Below are 22,793 nucleotides of genomic sequence, written 5' to 3' on the forward strand. Positions count from 1 at the left end.
AGAGGAATGAGCGCTGCTGGGCTAGGGTGGTCAGCGCCTCGCTGATAGGGATCACCTCCTAAAGGAGACGAAACGTTGCTCACCGTCGGTGACCGCTTCCCCGAGTACGAGCTCACCGCCTGCGTCGCCCTCGACCCCGAGAAGGCGTTCGCGGAGATCGACCACAAGAGCTACGCGGGCAAGTGGCGTGTCGTGTTCTTCTGGCCGAAGGACTTCACCTTCGTCTGCCCGACCGAGATCGCCGAGTTCGGGCGGCTCAACCGTGAGTTCGCCGACCGTGACACGCAGGTGCTCGGCGTCTCCGTCGACTCCGAGTTCGTCCACCACGCCTGGCGCAAGCACCACGACGACCTGCGTGACCTGCCGTTCCCGATGCTGAGCGACCTCAAGCGCGAGCTGTCGGCCGCGTGCGGGGCGCTCGGCGAGGACGGTGTCGCCCAGCGCGCCACGTTCATCGTGGACCCGCACGACGAGATCCAGTTCACGATGGTGACCGCCGCTTCCGTGGGCCGCAACGTCACCGAGGTCCTGCGGGTCCTCGACGCCCTGCAGTCCGACGAGCTCTGCCCCTGCAACTGGAGCAAGGGCGAGGCCGGTCTCGACGCGCGCGGGCTGCTGGCCCGGTGAGCATCGACGATCTGAAGGCGGCGCTGCCCGACTACGCCAAGGACACCCGGCTCAACCTGGGCTCGGTCACGACCACCTCGTCGCTGACCGACCGGCAGCTCTGGGGCACGGTGCTGGCGAGCGCGCTGGCCACCAGGTCCGGGCGGGTGATCGCCGCGGTCTCCGAGGAGGCCGCCGGGCGGCTGTCGGCCGAGGCGTTCACGGCCGCCAAGGCCGCCGCCTCGATCATGGCCATGAACAACGTCTACTACCGGGCCACCCACCTCATCGGCGACGAGACGTACGCGACGCTGCCGGCGCGGCTCAGGATGACCGTGATCGGCGATCCGGGTGTGGACAAGGCCGACTTCGAGCTGTGGTGCCTGGCCGTCTCCGCGATCAACGGCTGCGGCCGGTGCCTGGAGTCGCACGAGCAGGTGCTGCGCGGCTCCGGCCTGCCCCGCGAGCACATCCAGGAGGCGCTGCGCGTGGCCGCCGTGATCAACGCCACCGCGATGACCCTCGACGCCGAGGCGGCGCTGCTCACGGCTTGACGTTCGCGCCACGGATCTCCGTGGCGGAGGTGGGCTCTCCGGGTGTCCACCTCCGCCACGGTCAAGCGGTGGCGTCCTCGTCGTGGGGCGCGTCCAGCGGGGTCAACGTCGCCGTCGCCTCCTCGTGATCCATCCCGGTCGCCTGGAGCAGGTCCACGGCGATGGAGCGCAGTTGCGCGATGATGACGTGCGCCGAGAAGCCCAGCCGTTCGGGACGCTGCCGCGCCGCGACGGCGAGCAGCGCCTGCCGGGCCAGCGTGGGCTCGCGGCCGGCCGCCAGTTCGAGCTGGAGCAGCAGCGCCGCCTCCGACACCTCGCGCATCGCCTCGGCCAGCGAGCTCGGCGGCGGGCTCGTCTCGCCCAGCGCCGCCAGTGTCCGGCGGGCCAGCACCCTGGCGTTCCGCAGGGCCAGGTCCACCGGCATGGCCGCGGTCTCGTACCTGGCCAGCCTGCCGCGGCGGTGCCAGTGCAGCGGTGAGATGAGCGTGATCTCCTTGCTGGTCTCCACCGCCCGCTCGAACTCCTCGACCGCCGCCTGGGTGTTGCGGGCCTCCTCCAGCGCCTCGGCGGCCAGGTCCACGTCGCGCTTCTCGATCGCCTCCGCGGCCCGTTCGAGCACCGTGGACAGTGCGTCGAGCACGCCCGACAGGTGCTTGGCGGCGATGGCGAAGGGGCTGGCGGGCAGCAACGCCGCCGTGGCGACGGCGATGACGCCGCCGGTGAGCGCGTCGGCCATCCGGTCCCAGCCCCCGGCGCCGTCCGTGGGCACCAGGGCGGCGACCAGCACCGCGGACGATCCGGCCTGCGCCACGAAGAGCGCGCCGCTGTTCAGCAGCACCGCCGTGGTCATCGCCAGCGCGACCACCAGCGCGATCTGCCAGGCGCCCGAGCCGATCCAGGACACCAGCAGGTCGCCGACCCCGACGCCGAGGCTGACTCCCACCACCAGTTCGGCCACCCGGCGCAGCCGCTGCCCGAGCCCCACACCGACGCAGATCAACACGGAGATCGGCGCGAAGAACGGGCGGGCGTGGCCGAGCAGGTGGATGGCGACGGTCCAGGCGAGCGCGGCGCCCACCGCGCACTGCGCGATGGAGGGCGCCATCATGCCGAACCCGCTCAGCCGTTCCCGTACATGATCGCTGAGCCTCGTTCGCACCCCTCTACCCTGGCGGATCTTTGTGACATTAAGGTCACATTGCCCTGATTCGGGCGCGTCGAGCACCCGGAAAATGCCGTTGCACAGGCGGTGCCGACGGTCAGGGGACGTCCTGGTCGCCGGGCGTGTCGAGGGGCGGGAGGGCGGCCACCGCCTCCTCGCGGTCGCCGCCGCTCGCCTTGAGCAGGTCCACGACGATCGACCGGAACTGCGCGACCATCACACTGGCCGAGAACCCCCACCGCTCCGTCCCCTGCCGCCCCGCCACCGCCAGGATCGCCTGGTGGGCCCGGTTCGGCTCGCGCCCCTGGGCCAGCTCCTCCCGGAGCAGCAGGGCCGCGTCGGCCAGGTCCCGCAGCGCGTCCGGCATCCAGGCGGGCGGCGGGCCCTGCCCCTCAAGGGCCGCGACGGCCCGCCGGGCCAGCACCCGGACGTTCCTGACCGCGTGATCGAGCGGCACGGCGGCCGTCTCGTACCCGTCCAGCCGGGAACGGCCGTGCCGGTGCAGCGGTGAGATGGTGGCGATCTCCCAGCTGGTCGTCAGCGCCTGCTTGAACTGCTCCACGCTGGCCTGGGTGCCCCGCGCGGCCTCCAGCGCCTTGATCGCCAGGTTGGGGTCGGATTTCTCGATCGCCTCCGCGATCTGCCGCAGCGCGCCGGCCAGCGCCTCGAACATCCCCGACGCCTGCTTGGCCACGAGAGTGAACGGGCTGGCCGGCAGCAGGGCCAGCGCGATGATCCCCACGACGCCGCCGGTCAGCGCGTCGAGCATCCTGTTCAGTCCACCGACACCCGACGGGGGCAGCAGGGTGGCGACCAGAATGGCCGAGGACCCGGCCTGCAGGACGATCAGGGAGCCGCTGTCGAGCAGGACGCCGATGGCCATCGCCAGCCCCACCACGAGCGCGATCTGCCAGGCGCCCGAGCCGATCCAGGACACCAGGAAGTCGCCGACGCCCACACCCAGGCTGACCCCGACCACCATTTCCACCATCCGGGGCAGCCGCTGCCCGAGACCCACGCCGATGCTGATGATCACCGCGATCGGGGCGAAGAACGGGCTGGGGTGCCCGAGGAGGTCCTTGGCCACCAGCCAGGCCAGCGCGGCCCCCACGGCGCACTGCCCGACCGTCGGGGCCATCAGCGCCAGCCTGCTCAGACGCTTCTTCACCTGCACGAACCCTGGCCTACCCAAGCTGAGCCGCTCAACCGGCCAGGAACTCGTCGACGGCCCGCAGGAACGCCTCACGCGCGGAGACGTGGATGAGATGCCCGACGGCGATCGTGACCAGCTTGGCCCCCGGAATCCGCGCCGCCACCGTCTCGACATCGAGATGGCTCGCGCCCGACACCACCAGCGTCGGCGCGGTGATCGAGGCCAGCCCCGCGGCCCACGCCGGATCGGGCGCGAGGAACTGCCGCTCGGTGTCGTGCACCATCCGCCAGTCGAACCCGGGGGACTCGCCGTCCTCCACGATCGGCGGACGATCCTTCATCGGGTACGGCGGAGCCGGATCCTCCAGAACCAGCCGCTCGACGCGATCGGGCCAGGTCATGGCCAGGAGATAGGCCACCGCGCCGCCCAGCGAGTGCCCCACCAGCGTCGCCCGGTCGAACCCCAGCCCGTCCAGCAGCGCGACGACGTCCCGCGCCATGTCGGGCAGCGCGTACGTGCCCGGATAGTCACTGGCGCCGTGACCCCGCAGGTCGAGGGCGATCACGTGATAGCGGGCGGCGAAGTGCTGGGTGACGCCGTTCCAGTCATTGTGGTTGGCGGTCCGTCCGTGGATGAGCACCAGCGGGGGAGCGGCCGGGTCGCCCTCCTCGCGATAGACGAGTCTGATCCCGTTGACGTGTGCTTCGCGAATCACACCGGTGACCCTATCGCCGAGGCCGGCCGCCACGTTGGGCAGACATTGACGGTGAAAGGCCGATTCGCTGGTGGATAGCGTGTCCTGCGGGTCACCGGGGTACATCTGGGAGTCCCGTGTGCTCGCCGCCGAATAGCCGAACAGGGGTTGTGATGCCGGATCCGATAGAAGTGCGCAAGGTGCCGATCGAGAGCGTGACGGACGCCTCCGGCCTGGCGCGGCTGATCGACGACGGGGTGATCGAGGCGCGCCGGGTGCTCGCGGTGGTCGGCAAGACCGAGGGCAACGGCGGTGTGAACGACTACACCCGCATCCTGGCCGACCGGGCCTTCCGCGAGGTGCTCGCGGCCAAGGGGCATCCGGCGCCGGAGACCGTACCCCTGGTGTGGTCCGGTGGGACGGACGGCGTGCTCAGCCCGCACGCGACCGTGTTCGCCACCACCGACCCGGCGCGCGCTCCCCAGTCGGACGAGCCGCGGGTGTCGGTCGGGGTCGCGATGAGCGACGTGATCCTGCCGGAGGACATCGGCCGCCCGGCGATGGTGGAGAAGGTCGCCGCCGGGGTGCGCGAGGCGATGAAGATCGCGGGCATCGACGACCCGCGCGACGTTCACTACGTGCAGACCAAGACGCCGCTGCTCACGCTGGCCACCATCACCGATGCCAAGAGCCGCGGCCAGGACACCGCCATCGAGGAGACCGGCCCCTCCATGGACCTGTCGAACTCCACCACCGCCCTCGGCATCGCCGTCGCCCTCGGCGAGATCGACATGCCGCGGGCCGACCAGATCCACAAGGACCTGTCCCTGTACTCCTCGGTGGCGTCGTGCTCGTCCGGGGTCGAGCTGGACCGGGCGCAGATCGTGCTGGTGGGCAACGTCCGGGGGATCGGCGGGCGCTACCGCATCGGTCACGGCGTGATGCGGGACGCCCTGGACGCCGACGGCATCTGGGAGGCGATCCGCGACTCCGGGCTGCCGCTCCCCGAACGGCCGCACCACAGCGACCTCGGCGACCGCCTGGTGAACGTCTTCATGAAGTGCGAGGCCGACCCGTCCGGCCGGGTCAGGGGGCGGCGCAACATCATGCTCGACGACTCCGACGTGCACTGGCACCGCCAGATCAAGGCCACGGTGGGGGGAGTCGCGGCGGCGGTCACGGGCGACCCGGCGGTGTTCGTCTCGGTCGCCGCCGTCCACCAGGGCCCATCGGGTGGCGGCCCGGTCGCCGCCATCGCCGACCTGGGATAGCGCTGGTCGCCGGTAGTCTTGCGGGTTGTGCCCAGCATTCCGCAGCCACTCGACCCCGGCGACGACGGCGCGGCCGCGCCCGCCGTGGCCGCCGCCCTGGCCTCCTACGAGCGAGGCACGGCGGACGCCACCGACGTGCTGAACGCCCTGACCGGCGTCCGGCTCCTGGTCCCGGTGGTCGCCCTGCTGACCGAGTCCGAGGTGGGTGAGCACGGGCTGCGGCAGGAGAAGGAGAGCGAGATGGCGCTCCCCAAACTCGTCGGCAAGGACGGCAGGGAGGCGGTGCCGGCGTTCACCGGCACCGAGTCCCTGACCAGGTGGCGGCCCGACGCCCGGCCGATCCAGGCCACCCTGCTCCAGGTCTGCCGGGCCGCCGCCGGTGAGCGGGTCGCGGCGGTCGTGGTGGACGTGGCGGGGCCGGTGCCGTTCGTGATCGAGGGAGAGGTGCTGGAAGCGCTCGCCGCCATCGAGTCCGGCACGCTCGACCAGATCTCCGGCGCGACCGTGGCCCGCGTCGAGCCGGTACGCAAGCGCCGCTGGTTCTCCAGGAAGTAGGGTCGGCGGGTGGTAGCACTCGTGGCGCTGCTCGGCCTGATCGTCGGCCGCTACGTCAGGACGCTCGCCGACCGCTTCGTGGCCGACCCCTCCGACACCCGCGAAGAGGCCCACGCCGCCCTGGCCGCACTGCTGCGCACACCGCCCTGGCCGCGCTGGCCGCCCGCCGTCGAAGTGGCCACCGCCGCCGTCGCCGCGCTCGTCGCCTGGCGCGCGGGCCTGCCGTACGTCTACTTCGCCCTGATCGGCACGGTCCTGGCGATCATCGACTGGCGGACCACGAGGCTGCCGGACGTGATCACCCTGCCGTCGTACCCGATCCTGGCATTGACCCTGCTCCCCACGGGAGAGCTGCCCAGGGCGCTGGTGGGCGCGCTGGCGCTGGCCGCCGCGTACGCCGTGCTCTGGTTCGCCAGTCCGGAGGCGATGGGCCTGGGCGACGTCAAGCTCGCGGGGCTGATCGGCATGGCGGCCGCGGCGATGAGCTGGCAGACGTGGGTCGTCGCGGCCGTCGGCGGCCAGCTGTTAGGCGCCCTGTACGCCATCGCCCTGCTCGTCGCCAAACGCGCCACTCGCGACACACAGTTCCCTTTCGGCCCGTTCATGCTGCTCGGCGCGTTCACCGCGCTCTGTCTCGGCCAGTGAACGCCGGACATCCCACTAGGCGGCACGTGGAAGACTTGTACGCATGTTGCGCTGGTTGACTGCCGGAGAGTCCCACGGCCCCGAGCTCGTTGCCGTTCTGGAAGGCCTGCCGGCCGGGGTCGAGGTGACCACGGCCGCCATCGACGAGGCCCTGCGCCGCCGCCGGCTCGGCTATGGCCGCGGCGCCCGGATGAAGTTCGAGCAGGACCAGGTGACGATCTCCGGCGGCGTCCGGCACGGCCGCACGATGGGCAGCCCGATCGCCGTCCGCATCGGCAATACCGAGTGGCCCAAGTGGGAGAAGGTCATGTCGGCCGACCCGGTCGACCCGGCCGAGCTCGACGGGCTGGCCAGAAACGCGCCCAGGTCCCGCCCCCGTCCGGGCCACGCCGACCTGGCCGGGATGCAGAAGTACGGCTTCGACGACGCCCGCCAGGTCCTCGACCGGGCCAGCGCCCGCGAGACCGCGGCCCGCGTCGCGCTCGGCGAGGTCGCCAGGCGCTTCCTCAAGCAGGCGCTCGGCGTCGACATCGTCAGCCACGTGACCTCCATCGGCGGCGCCCAGACGCCCACCGAGGATCTGCCCGGCCCCAACGACCTGGAGCGCATCGACGCCGACCCGGTCAGGTGCGCCGACCCCGAGGGCAGCGCCGCCATGGTCGCCGTCATCGACCAGGCGCACAAGGACGGCGACACGCTCGGCGGCGTCGTCGAGGTGCTGGCCTACGGCCTGCCGCCGGGGCTCGGCAGCTACACCCACTGGGACCGCCGCCTCGACTCCCGGCTGGCCGGGGCGCTCATGGGCATCCAGGCCATCAAGGGCGTGGCGGTCGGCGACGGCTTCGAGACCGCCCGCAGGCCCGGCTCGCGCGCCCACGACGAGATCGAATACACCGCCGCCGACGGCGTCAAGCGCATCACCAACCGCGCCGGCGGCGTCGAGGGCGGCATGACCAACGGCGAGATCCTGCGGGTCAGCGCCGCGATGAAGCCCATCTCCACCGTCCCGCGGGCGCTGGCCACGATCGACGTCAAGACCGGCGAGGCGGCCAAGGCGCACCATGAGCGTTCCGACGTCTGCGCGGTCCCGGCCGCGGGCATCGTCGCCGAGGCCATGGTCGCGCTGGTGCTGGCCGACGCGGCGCTCGAGAAGTTCGGGGGCGACTCCGTGGAGGAGGTCGCCCGCAACCTGTCCGGCTACCTCTCATCGATGGTGATCAAATGACGAAGGCCGTCCTCATCGGCCCTCCGGGGTCCGGCAAGACCACCCTCGGCCGCCTGCTCGCCGGCCTGCTCGGCGTCTCCTTCCGCGACACCGACGCCGACGTCGAGGCGGTCGCGGGCAAGCCCGTGGGCGACATCTTCATCGAAGAGGGCGAGGCCCGCTTCCGCGAGCTCGAACTGCAGGCCGTACGCCAGGCGCTGGCCGAGCACGACGGCGTGCTGTCCCTCGGCGGCGGCGCGGTGCTCAACGAGGAGGCGCAGGCGCTGCTGGCCGGCCACCCGGTCGTCTACCTCCAGGTGGGCCTGGCCGACGCGGTCCAGCGGGTGGGCCTCGCCTCCGCCCGGCCGCTGCTCGTGCTCAGCCCGCGCAGCCAGTTGAAGAAGCTCATGGAGGAGCGCCGCCCGATCTATGAGCGGCTCGCCGTCCTGACGGTCGTGACCGACAAGCGCGAGCCCGCCGAGCTGGCCGAAGAGATCCTGAAGGGCCTCCCGTCATGACCGCGACCAGGATCGCCGTACGCGGCGACAGCCCGTACGAAGTGGTGATCGGCACCGGCGTGCTGCCGGAGCTGGCCGGGCTGTTCAAGCCGGGCGTACGCACGGTCGCGGTCATCCACCCGGCGGGCCTGCCCGAGCTGTCCCGCCCGGTCTGCGAGGCGCTGTCCGGCGCCGGATACGACGTGGTGGAGCTGCCCGTGCCCGACGGCGAGCGGGCCAAGTCGGTCGAGGTGGCCGCCGAGCTCTGGTCCGCCCTCGGCCGCTACGGTGTGACCCGCTCCGACGCCGTCGTGGGCGTCGGCGGGGGAGCCACCACCGACCTGGCCGGGTTCATCGCCGCGACCTGGCTGCGCGGCGTCCAGGTGGTGCTGGTGCCGACGACGCTGCTGGCCATGGTCGACGCGGCGGTCGGCGGCAAGAACGGCATCGACACCCCCGAAGGCAAGAACCTCGTCGGCACCTTCCTGCCCCCGGCGGGCGTGCTGTGCGAGCTGGGCACGCTGTCGAGCCTGCCGCGCGCCGACTACGTGGCCGGGCTCGCCGAGATCATCAAGGGCGGCTTCATCGCCGATCCGACCATCCTCATGCTGGTCGAGGACGACCCCGACGCCGCCGCGACGCCGGAGGGGCCGCACACCCGCGAGCTGATCGAACGGAAGATCCAGGTCAAGGCCGACGTCGTCGGCGCCGACCTGCGCGAGGCCGGGCTGCGCGAGATCCTCAACTACGGCCACACGCTCGCCCACGCGATCGAGCGGGCCGAGGACTACAGCATGCGCCACGGCGAGGCCGTCGCCATCGGCATGGTGTTCGCCGCCGAGCTGTCGAGGCTCGACGGGCGCATCGGGCTCGACCTGGTCGAGCGCACCAGGACCATCCTCACCTCGGTCGGGCTGCCCACCGCCTACCGGGCCGACGCCTGGCCGCAACTGCGCGACCACATGCGCCTCGACAAGAAGAACCGGGGCGCCAAGCAGCGCTTCGTCGTACTCGACGGACTGGCCAAGCCGGGACGGCTGGAAGGCCCGTCCGAGGAGCTCCTGGAGGCGGCCTACCGGGCGGTCTCCCGATGACGCCTTTCGCTTGTGTCGGGGTGGCGGCGGGCGTGGCGGCGGGGTTCGCACTACAGTCAGATGTCCTTACGCACCACGGCACGGCGGAGATGAAGAGCAGGTCATGAGGCAATACGACTCTTTCGTCGCTCTTGGTGACAGCTTTACCGAAGGACTGAACGACCCCGGCACGAACGGCCACTACCGTGGCTGGGCCGACCGGGTGGCCGAGCGGCTGGCGGCCGACAACCCGTCCTTCCGCTACGCGAACCTGGCCGTACGCGGCAGGCTGCTCGACCAGATCGTCACCGAGCAGGTGCCGGTCGCCGTCGAGATGGCGCCCGACCTGGTCAGCCTGTGCGCGGGCGGCAACGACCTGCTCCGGCCGGGCAGCGACCCCGACGTGATGGCCAAGCGGCTCGCCCGCGCCGTGCGCGAGCTGCGGGCCAGTGGCGCCGACGTGCTGCTGTTCACCGGCGTCGACCCGCGTGACACGCCGGTGATGCGGCGGCTGCGCGGCCGGTTCGCCATCTTCTACCTGCACATCCGCTCCATCGCCGACCTGTACGGGTGCCGGCTCGTCGACCAGTGGTCCATGCAGGGGCTGCGGGACTGGCGGGCGTGGAGCGAGGACCGGCTGCACATGAACCAGGACGGGCACCGGCTGGTGGCCGCCCGGGTCCTGGACGTGCTGGGCGTGCCGTTCGACGACTGGCAGAAGGCGTGGCCCGAGCGCACCATCGACCCCCGCGCCAGGCGCCGCGAGGACGCTCAGTGGATCCGCGAGCACCTGGTGCCGTGGGTCTCCCGACGCCTACGCGGCGCCTCCTCCGGCGACGGCCTCGACCCGAAACGCCCCGACCTCACCCCGTGGACCCTCTGACCGACACATCCCCGAGCCGACCAGCCGCCCCGCCCCAAAACCGACACTCGCAAAAGCGACCCGCCCCGCCCCAAAACCGGCACCCACGAAAGCGGACCCGCCCCGACACCTGGCCCTACTGCGAGGACGGGCCACACCGTGAGGCCGCCACGCCAAGTGGGCGGGCCACCCCCAGGGGCCACGCCGTGAGGGCGGGTCGCAGGCGATTGGGAGCCGCCCGCGAAGTCGGGCCACACCCCGAAGCCTGGCCACACCGTGAGGCCGCCACGCCCCGAAGTCGGGTCACGGGCCGAGAGGTGGGTCAGGATTCCGTTGACAGGCGCTTGAGCGCCGCCCTCGGGATCGCTGGGTCCGTGGTGCGCCAGAACGGTGGCAGGGAGCCCAGGAGGAAGCTGCTGTAGCGGGCGGTGGCCAGGCGCGGGTCGAGGACGGCGATGACGCCCTTGTCGTGCTGGGCGCGCAGCAGCCGGCCGGCGCCCTGGGCGAGCAGCAGGGCGGCGTGGGTGGCGGCGACCGTCATGAAGCCGTTGCCACCCTTGGCCGCCACGTGCCGCTGCCGGGCCGAGGTGAGCGGGTCGTCGGGGCGCGGGAACGGGACGCGGTCGATGATGACCAGGCGCAGCGACGGGCCGGGGACGTCGACGCCCTGCCACAGCGACAAAGTGCCGAACAGGCAGGTCGCCTCGTCCTCGGCGAACTGTTTGACCAGCAGCATCGTGGAGTCGTCGCCCTGACAGAGCAGTGGCACGTCGAGCCGGTCGCGCAGCGCCTCGGTGGCGGCCTTGGCGGCCCGCATCGAGGAGAACAGGCCGAGCGTGCGCCCGCCCGCCGCCTCGATCAGCTCGGCGATCTCGTCGAGGTAGGCCTGGGGCAGCCCGTCACGGCCGGGCTGCGGCAGGTGCTTGGCGACGTACAGGATGCCCGCCCGTGGGTGGTCGAACGGCGAGCCGACGTCGATGCCCTGCCAGCCCTTGTCGCCCAGCCCCCACTGGCGGGCCAGGCCGTCGAAGGTGCCGCCGAGCGCCAGCGTGGCGGAGGTGAGGACCACCGTGCGGTCGCCGAAGAGCCGGTCGCGGAGCATGCCGCCGACGTTGAGCGGGGCCACGCGCAGCGAGGGCGGGCGGCGGTCGGTGGCGCCTTCGAGCCAGACCACCTCGGCGCGGTCCTCCTCCGAGGCGTGGCCGTAGGCCTCCAGCATGCGTACCGCCGTGTCGTGCACCTCGTCGAGCGCGGTGAAGGCGGCCTTGCGCTGGCCTGCCTTGTCCGGGTCGTCCTTGTCGCCGCCGCGTGGGCCGAGCGCCGAGATGCACCGCGCCGAGGTGTCGCGCAGCAGCGCCAGCGTGAGCCCGAGCACCTCGGGCAGCTCGTCGACGCGGCCGGGGGGAGCGGCGGCCAGCAGCGCCTTGAGGTCCTCGGACGCCTCCAGGAGCTGGTCGGCGATCGGCTGCTCGATGAGCCGGCCGACCCGGCGGACGGCGAGCGCGGCCGAGCTCTCCGACAGCTCGGCGGTCACCACCGAGGTCACCCGGTCGACCAGCTCGTGGGCCTCGTCGACGACCACCATGTCGTGCTCGGGGAGGACCGGGATGTCGCCCATCGCGTCGATCGCCAGCAGCGCGTGGTTGGTGACGACCACGTCGACCTCGCCGGCCCGGCTCCTGGCCATCTCGGCGAAGCATTCGGCGCCGCTCGGGCAGCGGGTGGCCCCCAGGCATTCCTGGGCGCTCACCGAGAACTGCCGCCACGCCTGCTCGTTGACCCCGGGCACCAGCTCGTCGCGGTCGCCCGTCTCGGTCTCCTCGGCCCATTCCTGGATGCGCTGGACCATCCGGCCCGTCGCGCCGACCTCGCGCGGATCGAAGAGCTGGTCCTGCTCGTCGTCCTCGGGCCAGCCCGCCGTCGCCTTGTAGCGGCACAGGTAGTTGCGGCGGCCTTTGAGGATCGCGTACGTCGGTTCGTGCGGCAGCTCCTTGCCGAGCGCCTCGGCCAGCCTCGGCAGGTCGCGGTCCACGAGCTGCCGCTGGAGCGCGATCGTGGCCGTGGAGATGACCACCGGCTTGTCGGCCTCCATGGAGTGCCTGATCGACGGCACCAGATAGGCGAGCGACTTGCCGGTGCCCGTGCCCGCCTGGACCGCCAGATGCTCCTCTTCCTCGATGGCGCGTTGCACGGCCTGCACCATCGTGATCTGGCCCCGTCGTTCGCTCCCACCGAGAGCGTTGACCGCGATGCTGAGCAGTTCTTCGGCTGGGGGCAGATGGGAGTCCGGCACGGCAGTAAACGGTACCGGCAATCGGGGGTCGCCGCGCCGAACGCGGTGTGATCGTGCGGACGCATCCCGGCGTTCCCGGCCGCCCGCGGCGGCTCGCGTGGCACACTGAACGATCGGAACTCCAACTGGCCACAAAGATCTACCATGGATGGGGCCAGTGGGGAGCCAGGTTAGCTGGGGAAAGCCGGTTCAGTAGGGTTTACCGGGGTTGAGTGGACGGATAAAGGCTGGTTAAAGCAGTATGTCTGCCATGTCGGAAGTTGTCCCGTTGCCGTCGTTCGGCGAAGTGTTCTTCGATGCCCGAGGTCAGGAGCGGTGCCTCCGGGTCACGTGGCATGAGGGCACCTTGGTGCTCAGCCTGTGGCGAGGTGAGATGTGCACCGCCAGCTTCCGCATGCCGATGGACGATGTCGGCCGGTTGCTCGACACCCTCGACGACGGGTTCGCCGAGGCCACGGGTGAGCAGCCCGCCGTGCCCGCGCACGACCCGGGCACCGAGGTGATCCCCGGCACCGGCCAGTACCAACGGCCGCGCCAGAGCTCCCCGCCGCCGCCGCATGAAGACCGGCCCACGGCCGCTCTGTCTCCCAACGACGTCCTGGTGGCCAGGGGCACCCCGCCGCCTCCGGACAAGCTGGTGGCCTCCTACGGCGAGACGACCGGGTCGCGCGACCCCCATGGCCAGCAGTATGGCGAGCGGTCGTCCTTCGGCGGCGCCCCGCAGTACGGCCAGCCCAATCCCCGCGAGCCGTTCACCGGCCCCCAGTACACCGAGCCCGAGCCGCCCGAGCCCTTCACCGGCCCGCAGTACGCCGTCCCCGGCGCCCCGGAGCCCTACAGCGGCCCCCAGTACACCGGAGACCCGTTCACCGGCCCCCAGCAGTACGCACAGCCCGCGCCGGTGCAGGACCCCGGCGAGCCCGTCTACCAGATGCCGGGTGACCGCCGCCGCCAGGCGCCCACGTCCACCGACCCGCTCGGCTTCCCCTCCCAGACCGCGGCGCCGAACCGGCAGCAGCCCGACCCCTTCACCCAGCAGCCGGCTCACGACCTCTACGGCAACCGCGGATACCAGCCGCAGCAGCCGCCCGCACCGGCGCTGCCGGACCCGAGCGCCGCCGGGCTCGGCACCCCGATGCACGGCATCCCCGGCGCGGGCAGGCGCCAGGAGCCCATCACCTACCGCGACACGTACCAGCAGGTGCCCTACCCGTCCACGGACGGCTTCCCGGCCTACCAGACGCCGCCCAACCCGGTCGACCCGCTGTTCTCGATGGGCGCCGGCCAGCAGCAGGCCCAGCCCTACCAGACGGACATGTCCCGCCCCTACGTGGGCGACCCGATGTTCTCCACCGGTGAGCGACTCCGTCCCGACCAGGAGTTCGACGACGACAGGGACCGCCGCAGGGAGTGGTGAGCCGGCGCGTCTCCAGGAGCGGTACGCTGCGATCGCGTGCCCGTGCCGACGTGGAGGAGCGCCGTGAACACCACCATGGGCCTGCAGCTGCTGCTGATGGCGGCAGGAGCGGTCGCGGTCTCCGCCGTCGCCCGCCGCAAGGGCTGGCCGGCGCCGCTGCTGCTGGTGGCCGCCGGGCTGCTGGTCTCGCCGCTGGTCCCCGGCGTGCCGCTCGACCCCGATCTCGTGCTGTACGTGTTCCTGCCGCCGTTGCTCTACTCGGCCGCGCTCGACAGCTCCTACCTGCGCCTGCGTGACGTCAAGCGGGCCGTGGGGCTGCTGTCGGTCGGGCTGGTGCTGTTCACCACGGCCGTCATCGGGCTGGTCGTCCACCTGCTGCTGCCGGAGCTGTCGCTGGCGGCGGCGTTCGCGCTGGGCGCCATCATCGCGCCGCCCGACGCCGTGGCCGCCGTCGCGGTCGGCAGGCGGCTCGGCCTGCCGCGCCGGGCGCTGACGATCCTCATCGGCGAGAGCCTGTTCAACGACGCGACCGCGCTGACCCTCTACCGCGTGGCGATCGGCGCGGCCGTGGGCGGCACGGTGGACCTGCTCGAAGGCGTCGGCGAGTTCCTGTACTCGGCGGTGGTCGGGGTGGCGATCGGGCTGGCGCTCGCGTTCCTGTTCGCCTGGGTGTTCCGGCACACCCGTGACTCGCTGGTCGAGAACACGCTGATGCTGCTGATCCCGTTCGCCGCCTACCTGGCGGCCGAGTCGGTGCACGCGTCGGGCGTCATCGCGGTGGTGATCGTCGGGCTCTATCTCGGCAATCAGATGCACCAGCGGGGGTTCGGCACCCGGCTGGTGTCCGACGCGGTGTGGAGGGTGACCGACTTCTTCCTGGAGGCGATCGTCTTCGCGCTGATCGGCCTGCAACTGGTCACCGTGATCAAGGGGATCGGCGGCTACAGCGCGTGGGAGGTCGCGCTGTACGCGGGCGTGGTGTTCCTGGTGACCGTGCTGGCGAGGTTCGTCTGGATGTTCCCCGTCACCTACCTGACGAGCCTGTTCAGGAGGAACGAGCCGGGGCCCAAGCCCTCGCATGTCGTGATCATCAGCTGGGCGGGCATGCGCGGGGTCGTCTCGCTCGCCGCCGCCTTCGCCATCCCGGTCGACATGCCCAACAGGGACATCCTGCTCTTCCTCACGTTCACCACGGTGATCGGCACGCTGCTCGTCCAGGGCACGACGTTCCCCATGCTGATCAGGCGGCTGCGCGTGTCGAGCGAGCAGGAGCGCTACGAGGACAGACTGGCCGAGGCGTCGGCGCAGCAGGCCGCGCTCGCCGCGGGCGTGGAGGTGCTCGACCGCCTGGTCGAGGCCGAAGGCGAGCCCGACGAGATCCAGAAGCAGGTCATCGACCAGCTCAAGGAGAAGTCGTGGCAGCGCTCGCTGACGGCGTGGGAGCGCCTGGGCGGCGGCACCGCCCAGGGAGGTGCCGAGACGCCCAGCTCCCTCTATCGCCGGCTGCGCCGCGAGATGCTGCAGGCCCAGCGCGAGACGTTCGTCCGGCTGCGCGACGAACGCCGGCTCGACGACGAGGTGCTCCGCGAGGTGATGGCCGAGCTCGACTTCGAGGAGGCCATGCTGGAGCGTTAAGCCATCGTGTTGTCGATGAAGCACCACTTCCAGGCTTCGCCGGGCTCGAACGACTGCATCACCGGGTGGGAGGTGGCGTGGAAGTGCTTGGTGGCGTGTTTGTTGGGCGAGGAGTCGCAACACCCGATATGACCGCATTCGAGGCAGCGGCGCAGGTGCACCCACCGGCCACCGGCGGCCAGGCACTCCTCACAGCCGTCGGGCGTGCGCGGAGGCGGATCGGCTGCCTTGAGAAGATGCTCACACGTTGTCATGGGGAAATCCTAGAACGCCTGCCGAGCTTCCCCGCGCCCGGACCCCTTGCCGCCAGATGACAAGCCGGAGGCGCGAATCCGTTGGGTAGGGTCCCCAGTATGCGTCGCCTCAAAAGCCGGTTCGTGCCCCTCGCAGCCTTCGCCATGTTCGTTCTCGCCGCCGGATGCGGTGAGGTCAACAACACCATCGACAAGGCTCAGTCCTGCCTGGAGGCCCCGAAGATCGTCACCGAGCTGGCCACCAAGGTCGCCCAGCTCAAGGACGACCCCAAGGCCATGGAGAAGGCCCTCGACGACAGCGCCGCCAAGCTCAACGAGGTGGCCGACAAGGCCGCCAACACCACCCTCAAGGAGGCTTCGGACGACCTGGCCAAGACGCTGAGCGGCATCGACGTCAAGGACGTCAACGGCGCCGTCGACGCGGTCCAGAAGGTCGGCTCCGAGACCGCCACCTACCTGGAGACGGTCGCCAAGGCCTGCGGCGGCTAACCCGGCTTCTCTAGGGGGATTATGTGCAAACTAGCGTCGTTCGTATGGAGCCTGACCCGCGTTTCACCCTTGCGAACGAGCGCACCTTCCTCACGTGGTTGAGCACCGCGCTGGCACTCAGCGCGGGTGGGGTCGCCATGGCCGCGCTCCCGGACGGTCTGTTCATCCCGTGGGTGCGCACCGCCCTGGCCGTCGTCCTGGTCACCCTCTCCGCGCTGGCGGCGGGCATGGCCTACCCGCGCTGGCGCAACATCCAGCGCGCGCTGCGCGACAGAACGCCGCTGCCGCCGCCCGCCCTGGCCGCGGTCTTCGGGTACGGCGTGGCGGCGGTCGCGGTGATCGCCCTGGTGGTCATCGTCATGGGGGCCTGATCCGGCCATGTCCGACGAGATCTGGGACCCCGGGCTGCAGAGCGAGCGGACCCGCCTGGCCTGGGTACGCACCGCCGTGGCCCTGTCGTCCGGCGGCCTGGGCGCGATGGGCCTGTCGGCGCGGCACGGGCTGCCCCCCGCCGCCATCGCCGCGTTCGTGCCGGCCGCGTTCTGTGGTGCCGTGCTGCTGCTCAGGACCGGGATCCGGTTCCGTCGCGTCCAGGAGGCGCTGCACGGCGGCCGGTCCGTGGACGCCGGGCTCGACGCGTTGTTCGCCTGGCTCGGCACGATCAGCGTGGCGGCCGGAGCGCTCGCTTTCGTGCTGGCTCTCGCGTAAGCGGTTGCGATATTCCGACAAATAGGACGACACTCGAAGGAGGGGGTGACTCATGGAAGAAGAGATCAGGAGTCTGCCGTTCGAGTGCCAAGGATGCTGGTACGTGTGGGAAGAGGAATACCACGTCAGGCACTTCGACGATCGCCACGGCAACGAGCGCGAGATCTGGTTGCGCTCCGGTGTGCCGGTCCCACCGCCTTCGTCGGGGGCCATCTGCCCCAAGTGCGGCTGCCAGCACGCCACGATGTTCCCGGCAGGCTATCTCAGCCGGCATCCGGAGCTGAGGCCTCCGGCCGAGCCCGCGCCGCCCGACGCGACGCCACTGCTCAGTCCGGTTCAGAGACGGGTTTACCCTCTCTAACCTGACAGTAGGTGAGCATTTCATAGCCCTGAGTGTCATAGTGCCGTCTTGTCCGGGTCACGGGTGGGGCGGACACTCGAAATCGGATGGCGGTACCTGACCGGGGGTGGTCCTGGTGCGCGAAGGGTTCAATACCCAGGAGAAATGGCCTTTCGAGTGCATGCGCTGTTTGCATGTCTGGGAGGAAGATTACGTCGTCAGGCATCTGACCGACGACTACGGCAATGAGGTCAAGATCTGGCTGCGGGCCGGCGTGACCGTGCAGCCGCCGGGTTCGGACATGTGCTGTCCGGGCTGCGGGGCCTACCACGTCACGTCGTTCCCGACGGGATACCTGTCACGTCACCCCGAGCTGGTGCCCGTTCCGGCGCCGGCGCCGGAGCCGGAGCTGCCCGCCGTGCCCGACGTGATGGTGCGGGCGCCCATCGTGCGGGCGGCCCTCCCCGGACGGCTGCTGCTGGCGGTCGGGCTGCCTGTGGCGCTGTTCGTCGGCTACGAGCTGTACGAGAACATGACGCGCGCGGTGCACCCGCACTGACGGCTGACCTCGGGCGCCCGGATGACCCGCCGGGCGCCCGAGGTCGCCGGCTAGCTGAGGCTGTCCAGCCAGGCCTGGTGCAGGTTGGCGAAGCGGCCGGAGGCGGCGATGAGCCGGTCCGGCGAGCCGTCCTCGACGATCTCGCCCCGCTCCATGACCAGCACCCGGTCGGCGATCTCCACGGTCGACAGCCGGTGCGCGATGATCAGCGCCGTCCGGTCGGCGAGGATCGTGCGCAGCGCCCGCTGCACCAGCCGCTCGCTCGGCACGTCGAGGCTGGAGGTCGCCTCGTCGAGGATGAGCACCGCGGGATCGGCCAGGAACGCCCTGGCGAAGGCCACCAACTGGCGCTGACCGGCCGACATGCGCCCGCCCCGCTTGCCCACCTCGGTGTCGTAGCCGTCGGGCAGCGCGGAGATGAACTCGTGCGCGCCGATCGCCTTGGCCGCCTCGCGCACCTCGCGCTCGGAGGCGCCGGGGCGGCCGAACCTGACGTTGTCGGCGACCGTACCGCTGAACAGGAAGTTCTCCTGCGTCACCATGACCACGGCCTTGCGCAGCGTGGGCTCGTCGAGATCGCGTAGATCGACGCCGTCGAGCAGGACGCGGCCCGCAGTCGGGTCGTAGAAGCGGGAGATCAGCTTGGCCAGCGTCGTCTTGCCCGCGCCGGTCGAGCCGACCAGCGCGACGCTCTGCCCGGCCGGGATCGTCAGATCCAGCCCCGGCAGGATCGGCCGCTCCTCCACATAGGCGAACCTGACGCCCTCGAACTTGACCTTGCCGCGGGCCTTGGGCAGCGCCTCCGGCTCGCGCGGCTCCGGCACGGCCGGCTCCTCCTCCAGCACGCCCGACAGCTTCTCCAGCGCGGCGCCCGCCGACTGGAGCGTGTTGTAGAACTGGCTGATCTCCTGCATCGGCTCGTAGAACTGGCGCAGGTAGAGCAGGAAGGCCGCCAGCACGCCGACCGTGACCTCGCCGTGCAGCGCCAGCCAGCCGCCGTAGACCAGCACGCCCGCCACGGTCACGTTGCCGATCAGCTTGATGCCCGGCATGAACACCGCGATGAGGTGCATGCTGCTGGCGTTGGCGCCGCGGTAGTCGTCGTTGAGCTGCTTGAAGATCTCCTGGTTACGCGGCTCCCGGCGGAAGGCCTGCACGGCGCGGATGCCGGTCATCGACTCCACGAAGTGGACGATGACCAGCGCCACCGTCTCCCTGGTCCGCCGGTAGACGATCGCCGACTGGCGACGGAACCACCGGGTGAACAGCAGCAGCAGCGGCAGCGGGATCAGCGCCACCAGGCCCAGGTGGACGTCGAGCACCAGCAGCAGCGCGGCCGTGCCGAACATGGTGAGCACGGCGGTGACCAGGCCGTCGAAGCCCGACTGCAGCAGCTCGGCGATGGCGTCGATGTCGGAGGTGAGCCGCGAGATGACGCGGCCGGAGGTGTACTTCTCGTGGAAGCTCAGCGACAGCCGCTGGAAGTGGTCGAACACCCGCCTGCGCAGCTCCAGCAGGATGTTCTGGCCGATGCGGCCCGACAGTTGCAGGAACGCCTGCCGGGTGAGGGCCTGCGTCACCGCCGCCGCCAGGATCACCCCGACGACGGTCAGCAGCGTGCCGGGGCCGGTGCCCTTGAGCATCGGCGGGATGCCCGCGTCGATGCCCACCTTCACCAGGTAGGGGATCGCCAGGCCGGCCAGGTTGGACACGATGATGATGCCGGTGAGCAGGGCGATCGCCTTGCGGTGCGGCGTGAGCAGGTCGCCGAGCAGCCTGCGGGAGCGCTCCCGCAGCAACACCGTCACCGTCTCGGACAGGTCGTCCTGATTCTCGGAGGCGACGCCCCGCCAGTCGGCCGCGCTCGATGTCGTGGTGGTGGTCGTCATCGGAGGGCTCCTTCCGAGGGGTCGAAGTCGGCGTCCTGGGCGAGCAGCTCGCGGTATTCGGGCACCTCGTCGAGCAGGTCGTGGTGCCGTCCGACGTGCGTGATCGTGCCGTCCCTGAGCAGCGCCACCTTGTCGGCCAGCAGGACCGTGGAGGCGCGGTGGGCGACCACGATGCCGGTCGCCTCGCGCAGCACGTGGCGCAGCGCCTCCTCCACCAGCGCCTCCGTCTCGACGTCGAGCGCGGACAGCGTGTCGTCGAGGACCAGGATGCGCGGCTTGCTCAGCACGGCCCGCGCCAGCGCCAGGCGCTGCCGCTGGCCGCCGGACAGGGACATGCCCTGCTCGCCGATCCGGGTGTCGAGGCCCCAGGGCAGGTCGTACACGAACATCGCCTGGGCGGTGCGGATGGCGTCGTCGAGCTCCTCCTCGGTGGCGTCGTGGCGGCCGAGCGTGAGGTTCTCGCGCACGCTCATCGAGAACAGCGTCGGCTCCTCGAACGCCGTGGCCACCACCTCGCGCAGCGCGGGCAGCGACAGCTCGCGCACGTCGTGTCCGTCGATCGTGACCCGGCCCGCGGTGGGGTCGATCAGCCGGGGTACGAGCGAGGTCATCGTCGTCTTGCCCGAGCCGGTCGCGCCGACGATGGCGACCGTCTCGCCCGGGCGTACCTCGAGCCACACGTCACGGAGCACCGGCTGGTCGGCGCCGGGGAAGCGGAACTCCACGCCCTCGAAGCGCAGGTGGCCGCGCGGCCGCTCGATCGACCCGGTGCCGCCCTCGATGGCCGGGACCGTGTCCATGACCTCCATGACCCGGTCGGCGGAGGTCATCGCCTCCTGGGCCATCGCCAGGATGTAACCGAGGCTGGCCACCGGCCAGACGAGCTGCAGCATCAGGGTGGTGAAGGCGACCAGCGTGCCCAGCGTGAGCGAGCCGCCGCCCACCGCCAGCGCGCCGAGCAGCAGGACCAGGGCGAGCGTGAAGTTGGGGATCACTTCGAGGAAGGTGAAGAAGCGGGCGGACAGCCGCACCTTGTCCATCGAGGTGCCGTAGACCTTGCGCGCCGTGTCGTCGAACTGGTCGAACACGTGGTGCCGGCGGCCGAACGCCTTGATCGTCCGGATGCCGATCGCCGACTCCTCGACCACCGTGGCGAGGTCTCCCTGCTGGTCCTGCACCTGGCGGGAGATCCGGATGTACTTCTTCTCGAACCTCAGCGACACCCACACGATCGGCACCGCCGACGCGGCCACCAGGAGCCCGAGCGGCCAGTACATGTTCAGCAGCAGCACCGTCACGGTGGTCAGCTGCAGGATGTTCATGACCAGGAAGAGCATGCCGAAGCCGAGGAAGCGGCGGATCGTGGACAGGTCGGTGGTGGCCCGCGACAGCAGCTGGCCCGACTGCCAGTCACCGTGGAAGCCCATCGGCAGGCGCTGCAGGTGCGCGTAGAGGTCGTCGCGGATCTGGGTCTCCAGCCCGAGGACCGGGCCGGTCTGCGTCCAGCGCCTGAAGAAGATCAGGAACGCTTCGAGTACGCCCACGCCCAGGGCGATGAGCCCGAGGGGGAGCAGGGCACCGGAGTCGCCGCGGAGCACGGGCCCGTCGACGACCTCCTTGCCCACGAGAGGCAGGGCGATGCTCGCCCCGATGCCGATGATCGCGGCCAGCCAGATGAAGACCAACCTGAGGACGTAGGGGCGGAGATAGGGCTTCATCCGCCACAGTGCGTTGGAGGTGAGTGGTTGGGAGATGGGCAGGGGACGGCGAGGAGAACGCGTATCGGGAGGCATCCCATCCAGGCTAATACGTTGGATCAACCGATTTTCTGGCAGGCACCGCCTGCTCCGTGCCCCCAAAGCGGAATAATTTTCCAACCACTTGGCCCATGGAAAAGAGCCCGGTCAGAGGGCGAGCGGTGCCGCCCCGGCCCAAATGCCGGCATATATCCGGATACGGCTTAGGTTGCTGAGCAGGCGGCGCGGAGGCGGTCGGCCATGGCGCCCAGCACCGGCACGAGTTCGGGCGGATCCAGCACCTCGAACGCGAATCCCTTGGCCGCCGTATAGATCGCCAGCTCCTCCAGTGAGTTCGACCCCGTGTGCAGCACGCAGGAACGCGCGTCCCGCGCCTCCAGCCGCCCGGCCCCGGGGGAGGTGCGCGGCGCGACGGCCTCGACCGGCGCGTGGAACAGGATGCGCGCCTGATACCGGTACGGCGCCGAGGTGATCGCCCGCGAGACGTACGCCGCGGCGTCCTCGCTGGGCGGGGTCCGGGGCGTGAACCGGGCGCCCGGCGGCCCGGCGTCCCCCTCGACCCGGTCGACGCGGAACGTCCGCCAGCCGGCCCGGTCCACGTCCCAGGCCAGCAGGTACCAGCGCCACGTCGTGTGCACCAGCGAGTGCGGCTCGACGGTCCGCACAGTGACGCCGTCACGCCCCGGATAGCGCAGCCGCAACCGCCGATGGTCGCGGCAGGCCGCGGCGATCGCGGTCAGCAGGTCGGGATCCACACCCTGGGCATGGGGCCCGGTCAGGGGCACGGTCGCCGCCTGGAACGCGGTCAGCCGGTGGCGCAGCCGCGACGGCAGCACCTGCTGGAGCTTGGCCAGCGCCCGCAGCGAGCTCTCCGCCAGCCCCGCCACGCTGCCGGTCGCGGCCGTGCGCAGCCCGATGGCGACCGCCACCGCCTCGTCGTCGTCGAGCAGCAGCGGCGGCAGCGCGGCACCGGCGCCGAGCCGGTAGCCGCCCGCGACCCCGGGCGTGGCGTCCACCGGGTATCCCAGGTCGCGCAGCCGGTCGATGTCGCGGCGGACGGTACGCAGGCCGACGCCCAGCCGTTCGGCCAGGTCGGCGCCCCTCCAGTCGCCTCGCGACTGCAGCAGGGACAGGAGGCGGAGCAGCCGGGCCGAGGTCTCCAACATGTTCCTCATT

At 71.2% G+C, this 22,793-nt stretch carries 24 protein-coding genes; 16 read left to right on the forward strand and 8 right to left on the reverse strand.

Translation table 11 applies throughout. From position 1 onward, the window contains the following. The first annotated feature begins 75 nt into the window (after positions 1–75). Together KLK06_RS15355 and KLK06_RS15360 are read left to right on the forward strand one after the other, a co-directional pair. Complete coding sequence (locus KLK06_RS15355) at positions 76–627, forward strand: peroxiredoxin (protein ID WP_214636086.1); 552 nt, start codon at positions 76–78, stop codon at positions 625–627. Next, positions 624–1,160 carry a carboxymuconolactone decarboxylase family protein gene (locus KLK06_RS15360; protein ID WP_214636087.1) on the forward strand — a complete coding sequence of 179 codons (537 nt, stop codon included), beginning with the start codon at positions 624–626 and terminating at the stop codon, positions 1,158–1,160. Before KLK06_RS15355 ends, KLK06_RS15360 begins: the two co-directional genes overlap by 4 nt. Positions 1,161–1,221: 61 nt before the next feature. Here KLK06_RS15360 and KLK06_RS15365 read toward each other — a convergent pair whose 3' ends face one another. The 3 genes from KLK06_RS15365 to KLK06_RS15375 form a co-directional block, all read right to left on the reverse strand. After that, positions 1,222–2,319 carry an aromatic acid exporter family protein gene (locus tag KLK06_RS15365; protein WP_214636088.1) on the reverse strand — a complete coding sequence of 366 codons (1,098 nt, stop codon included), beginning with the start codon at positions 2,317–2,319 and terminating at the stop codon, positions 1,222–1,224. A 100-nt stretch (positions 2,320–2,419) separates the two neighbouring features. Next, a complete protein-coding gene (locus tag KLK06_RS15370) occupies positions 2,420–3,490 on the reverse strand; it encodes an FUSC family protein (RefSeq protein ID WP_308168267.1) in 1,071 nt (356 codons plus the stop codon). 34 nt (positions 3,491–3,524) lie between these two features. Then, entirely contained in the window at positions 3,525–4,190 is a 666-nt protein-coding gene (locus KLK06_RS15375) for an alpha/beta fold hydrolase (protein ID WP_214636089.1), read from the reverse strand. A gap of 152 nt (positions 4,191–4,342) precedes the next feature. Between KLK06_RS15375 and KLK06_RS15380 the strand changes: the two genes are divergently transcribed. The 7 genes from KLK06_RS15380 (at position 4,343) to KLK06_RS15410 (ending at position 10,297) form a co-directional block, all read left to right on the forward strand. Beyond that, positions 4,343–5,440, forward strand: a complete 1,098-nt coding sequence (locus KLK06_RS15380; RefSeq protein WP_214636090.1) for a ring-opening amidohydrolase — start codon at positions 4,343–4,345, stop codon at positions 5,438–5,440. A 27-nt stretch (positions 5,441–5,467) separates the two neighbouring features. Continuing rightward, positions 5,468–5,995: an SseB family protein gene (locus KLK06_RS15385; protein ID WP_214636091.1), complete on the forward strand. Its 528-nt coding sequence runs from the start codon at positions 5,468–5,470 to the stop codon at positions 5,993–5,995. Positions 5,996–6,004: 9 nt separating this feature from the next. Beyond that, a complete protein-coding gene (locus KLK06_RS62325) occupies positions 6,005–6,640 on the forward strand; it encodes an A24 family peptidase (RefSeq protein ID WP_214636092.1) in 636 nt (211 codons plus the stop codon). A gap of 43 nt (positions 6,641–6,683) precedes the next feature. Beyond that, complete coding sequence (aroC, locus tag KLK06_RS15395) at positions 6,684–7,865, forward strand: chorismate synthase (protein WP_214636093.1); 1,182 nt, start codon at positions 6,684–6,686, stop codon at positions 7,863–7,865. After that, positions 7,862–8,362 carry a shikimate kinase gene (locus KLK06_RS15400; RefSeq protein ID WP_214636094.1) on the forward strand — a complete coding sequence of 167 codons (501 nt, stop codon included), beginning with the start codon at positions 7,862–7,864 and terminating at the stop codon, positions 8,360–8,362. The genes aroC and KLK06_RS15400 overlap by 4 nt, the downstream gene beginning before the upstream one ends. Then, positions 8,359–9,435: a 3-dehydroquinate synthase gene (gene aroB, locus KLK06_RS15405; RefSeq protein WP_214636095.1), complete on the forward strand. Its 1,077-nt coding sequence runs from the start codon at positions 8,359–8,361 to the stop codon at positions 9,433–9,435. The genes KLK06_RS15400 and aroB overlap by 4 nt, the downstream gene beginning before the upstream one ends. A 103-nt stretch (positions 9,436–9,538) precedes the next feature. Then, positions 9,539–10,297, forward strand: a complete 759-nt coding sequence (locus tag KLK06_RS15410; RefSeq protein WP_214636096.1) for an SGNH/GDSL hydrolase family protein — start codon at positions 9,539–9,541, stop codon at positions 10,295–10,297. Between the two features lie 301 nt (positions 10,298–10,598). On the opposite strand, the gene KLK06_RS15415 is transcribed toward KLK06_RS15410, so the two are convergent. Continuing rightward, positions 10,599–12,569: an ATP-dependent DNA helicase gene (locus KLK06_RS15415; RefSeq protein ID WP_374197114.1), complete on the reverse strand. Its 1,971-nt coding sequence runs from the start codon at positions 12,567–12,569 to the stop codon at positions 10,599–10,601. Positions 12,570–12,819: 250 nt separating this feature from the next. Here KLK06_RS15415 and KLK06_RS15420 point away from each other — a divergent pair, with 250 nt between their 5' ends. Both KLK06_RS15420 and KLK06_RS15425 read left to right on the forward strand, forming a co-directional pair. Then, positions 12,820–13,986 (forward strand): hypothetical protein, encoded by a 1,167-nt coding sequence (locus KLK06_RS15420; protein WP_214636097.1) that lies wholly within the window; start codon positions 12,820–12,822, stop codon positions 13,984–13,986. A gap of 63 nt (positions 13,987–14,049) precedes the next feature. Next, positions 14,050–15,621 carry a Na+/H+ antiporter gene (locus KLK06_RS15425; protein WP_308168268.1) on the forward strand — a complete coding sequence of 524 codons (1,572 nt, stop codon included), beginning with the start codon at positions 14,050–14,052 and terminating at the stop codon, positions 15,619–15,621. Here the strand turns inward: KLK06_RS15425 and KLK06_RS15430 are convergent. Continuing rightward, positions 15,618–15,875: a ubiquitin carboxyl-terminal hydrolase 14 gene (locus tag KLK06_RS15430; RefSeq protein WP_214636098.1), complete on the reverse strand. Its 258-nt coding sequence runs from the start codon at positions 15,873–15,875 to the stop codon at positions 15,618–15,620. The two genes, KLK06_RS15425 and KLK06_RS15430, sit on opposite strands and share 4 nt — an antisense overlap. A gap of 99 nt (positions 15,876–15,974) precedes the next feature. Between KLK06_RS15430 and KLK06_RS15435 the strand changes: the two genes are divergently transcribed. The 5 genes from KLK06_RS15435 to KLK06_RS15455 all read left to right on the forward strand — a co-directional run bounded on the left by KLK06_RS15435 (position 15,975) and on the right by KLK06_RS15455 (position 17,971). Beyond that, a complete protein-coding gene (locus KLK06_RS15435) occupies positions 15,975–16,364 on the forward strand; it encodes a hypothetical protein (RefSeq protein ID WP_250905387.1) in 390 nt (129 codons plus the stop codon). Positions 16,365–16,408: 44 nt separating this feature from the next. After that, positions 16,409–16,735, forward strand: coding sequence for a YidH family protein (locus KLK06_RS15440; protein WP_214636099.1), 327 nt, complete (start codon positions 16,409–16,411; stop codon positions 16,733–16,735). A gap of 7 nt (positions 16,736–16,742) precedes the next feature. After that, positions 16,743–17,072, forward strand: a complete 330-nt coding sequence (locus KLK06_RS15445; protein WP_214636100.1) for a DUF202 domain-containing protein — start codon at positions 16,743–16,745, stop codon at positions 17,070–17,072. Positions 17,073–17,124: 52 nt separating this feature from the next. Beyond that, a complete protein-coding gene (locus tag KLK06_RS15450) occupies positions 17,125–17,433 on the forward strand; it encodes a hypothetical protein (protein ID WP_214636101.1) in 309 nt (102 codons plus the stop codon). 160 nt (positions 17,434–17,593) lie between these two features. After that, positions 17,594–17,971 carry a hypothetical protein gene (locus tag KLK06_RS15455; RefSeq protein ID WP_214636102.1) on the forward strand — a complete coding sequence of 126 codons (378 nt, stop codon included), beginning with the start codon at positions 17,594–17,596 and terminating at the stop codon, positions 17,969–17,971. 50 nt (positions 17,972–18,021) lie between these two features. Here the strand turns inward: KLK06_RS15455 and KLK06_RS15460 are convergent, their stop codons facing one another. The 3 genes from KLK06_RS15460 to KLK06_RS15470 all read right to left on the reverse strand — a co-directional run bounded on the left by KLK06_RS15460 (position 18,022) and on the right by KLK06_RS15470 (position 22,783). Further along, positions 18,022–19,860, reverse strand: a complete 1,839-nt coding sequence (locus KLK06_RS15460; protein WP_214636103.1) for an ABC transporter ATP-binding protein — start codon at positions 19,858–19,860, stop codon at positions 18,022–18,024. After that, positions 19,857–21,578, reverse strand: coding sequence for an ABC transporter ATP-binding protein (locus tag KLK06_RS15465; RefSeq protein WP_214636104.1), 1,722 nt, complete (start codon positions 21,576–21,578; stop codon positions 19,857–19,859). The genes KLK06_RS15460 and KLK06_RS15465 overlap by 4 nt, the downstream gene beginning before the upstream one ends. Before the next feature lie 242 nt (positions 21,579–21,820). Further along, positions 21,821–22,783 (reverse strand): YafY family protein, encoded by a 963-nt coding sequence (locus tag KLK06_RS15470; RefSeq protein ID WP_214636105.1) that lies wholly within the window; start codon positions 22,781–22,783, stop codon positions 21,821–21,823. Positions 22,784–22,793 lie beyond the last annotated feature (10 nt).

Source organism: Nonomuraea sp. NEAU-A123 (genome assembly GCF_018603905.1).
In the GTDB taxonomy this organism is placed as follows: Bacteria; Actinomycetota; Actinomycetes; order Streptosporangiales; family Streptosporangiaceae; genus Nonomuraea.

Bases quoted from the DNA above. Each gene is read 5' to 3' on its own strand.
- KLK06_RS15380 (WP_214636090.1), top strand. From the start codon at position 4,343: ATGCCGGATCCGATAGAAGTGCGCAAGGTGCCGATCGAGAGCGTGACG.
- aroC (WP_214636093.1), top strand. From the start codon at position 6,684: ATGTTGCGCTGGTTGACTGCCGGAGAGTCCCACGGCCCCGAGCTCGTT.
- KLK06_RS15400 (WP_214636094.1), top strand. From the start codon at position 7,862: ATGACGAAGGCCGTCCTCATCGGCCCTCCGGGGTCCGGCAAGACCACC.
- aroB (WP_214636095.1), top strand. From the start codon at position 8,359: ATGACCGCGACCAGGATCGCCGTACGCGGCGACAGCCCGTACGAAGTG.
- KLK06_RS15410 (WP_214636096.1), top strand. From the start codon at position 9,539: ATGAGGCAATACGACTCTTTCGTCGCTCTTGGTGACAGCTTTACCGAA.
- KLK06_RS15420 (WP_214636097.1), top strand. From the start codon at position 12,820: ATGTCGGAAGTTGTCCCGTTGCCGTCGTTCGGCGAAGTGTTCTTCGAT.
- KLK06_RS15430 (WP_214636098.1), bottom strand. From the start codon at position 15,875: ATGACAACGTGTGAGCATCTTCTCAAGGCAGCCGATCCGCCTCCGCGC.
- KLK06_RS15435 (WP_250905387.1), top strand. From the start codon at position 15,975: ATGCGTCGCCTCAAAAGCCGGTTCGTGCCCCTCGCAGCCTTCGCCATG.
- KLK06_RS15440 (WP_214636099.1), top strand. From the start codon at position 16,409: ATGGAGCCTGACCCGCGTTTCACCCTTGCGAACGAGCGCACCTTCCTC.
- KLK06_RS15445 (WP_214636100.1), top strand. From the start codon at position 16,743: ATGTCCGACGAGATCTGGGACCCCGGGCTGCAGAGCGAGCGGACCCGC.
- KLK06_RS15450 (WP_214636101.1), top strand. From the start codon at position 17,125: ATGGAAGAAGAGATCAGGAGTCTGCCGTTCGAGTGCCAAGGATGCTGG.
- KLK06_RS15455 (WP_214636102.1), top strand. From the start codon at position 17,594: ATGCGCTGTTTGCATGTCTGGGAGGAAGATTACGTCGTCAGGCATCTG.
- KLK06_RS15460 (WP_214636103.1), bottom strand. From the start codon at position 19,860: ATGACGACCACCACCACGACATCGAGCGCGGCCGACTGGCGGGGCGTC.
- KLK06_RS15465 (WP_214636104.1), bottom strand. From the start codon at position 21,578: ATGAAGCCCTATCTCCGCCCCTACGTCCTCAGGTTGGTCTTCATCTGG.
- KLK06_RS15470 (WP_214636105.1), bottom strand. From the start codon at position 22,783: ATGTTGGAGACCTCGGCCCGGCTGCTCCGCCTCCTGTCCCTGCTGCAG.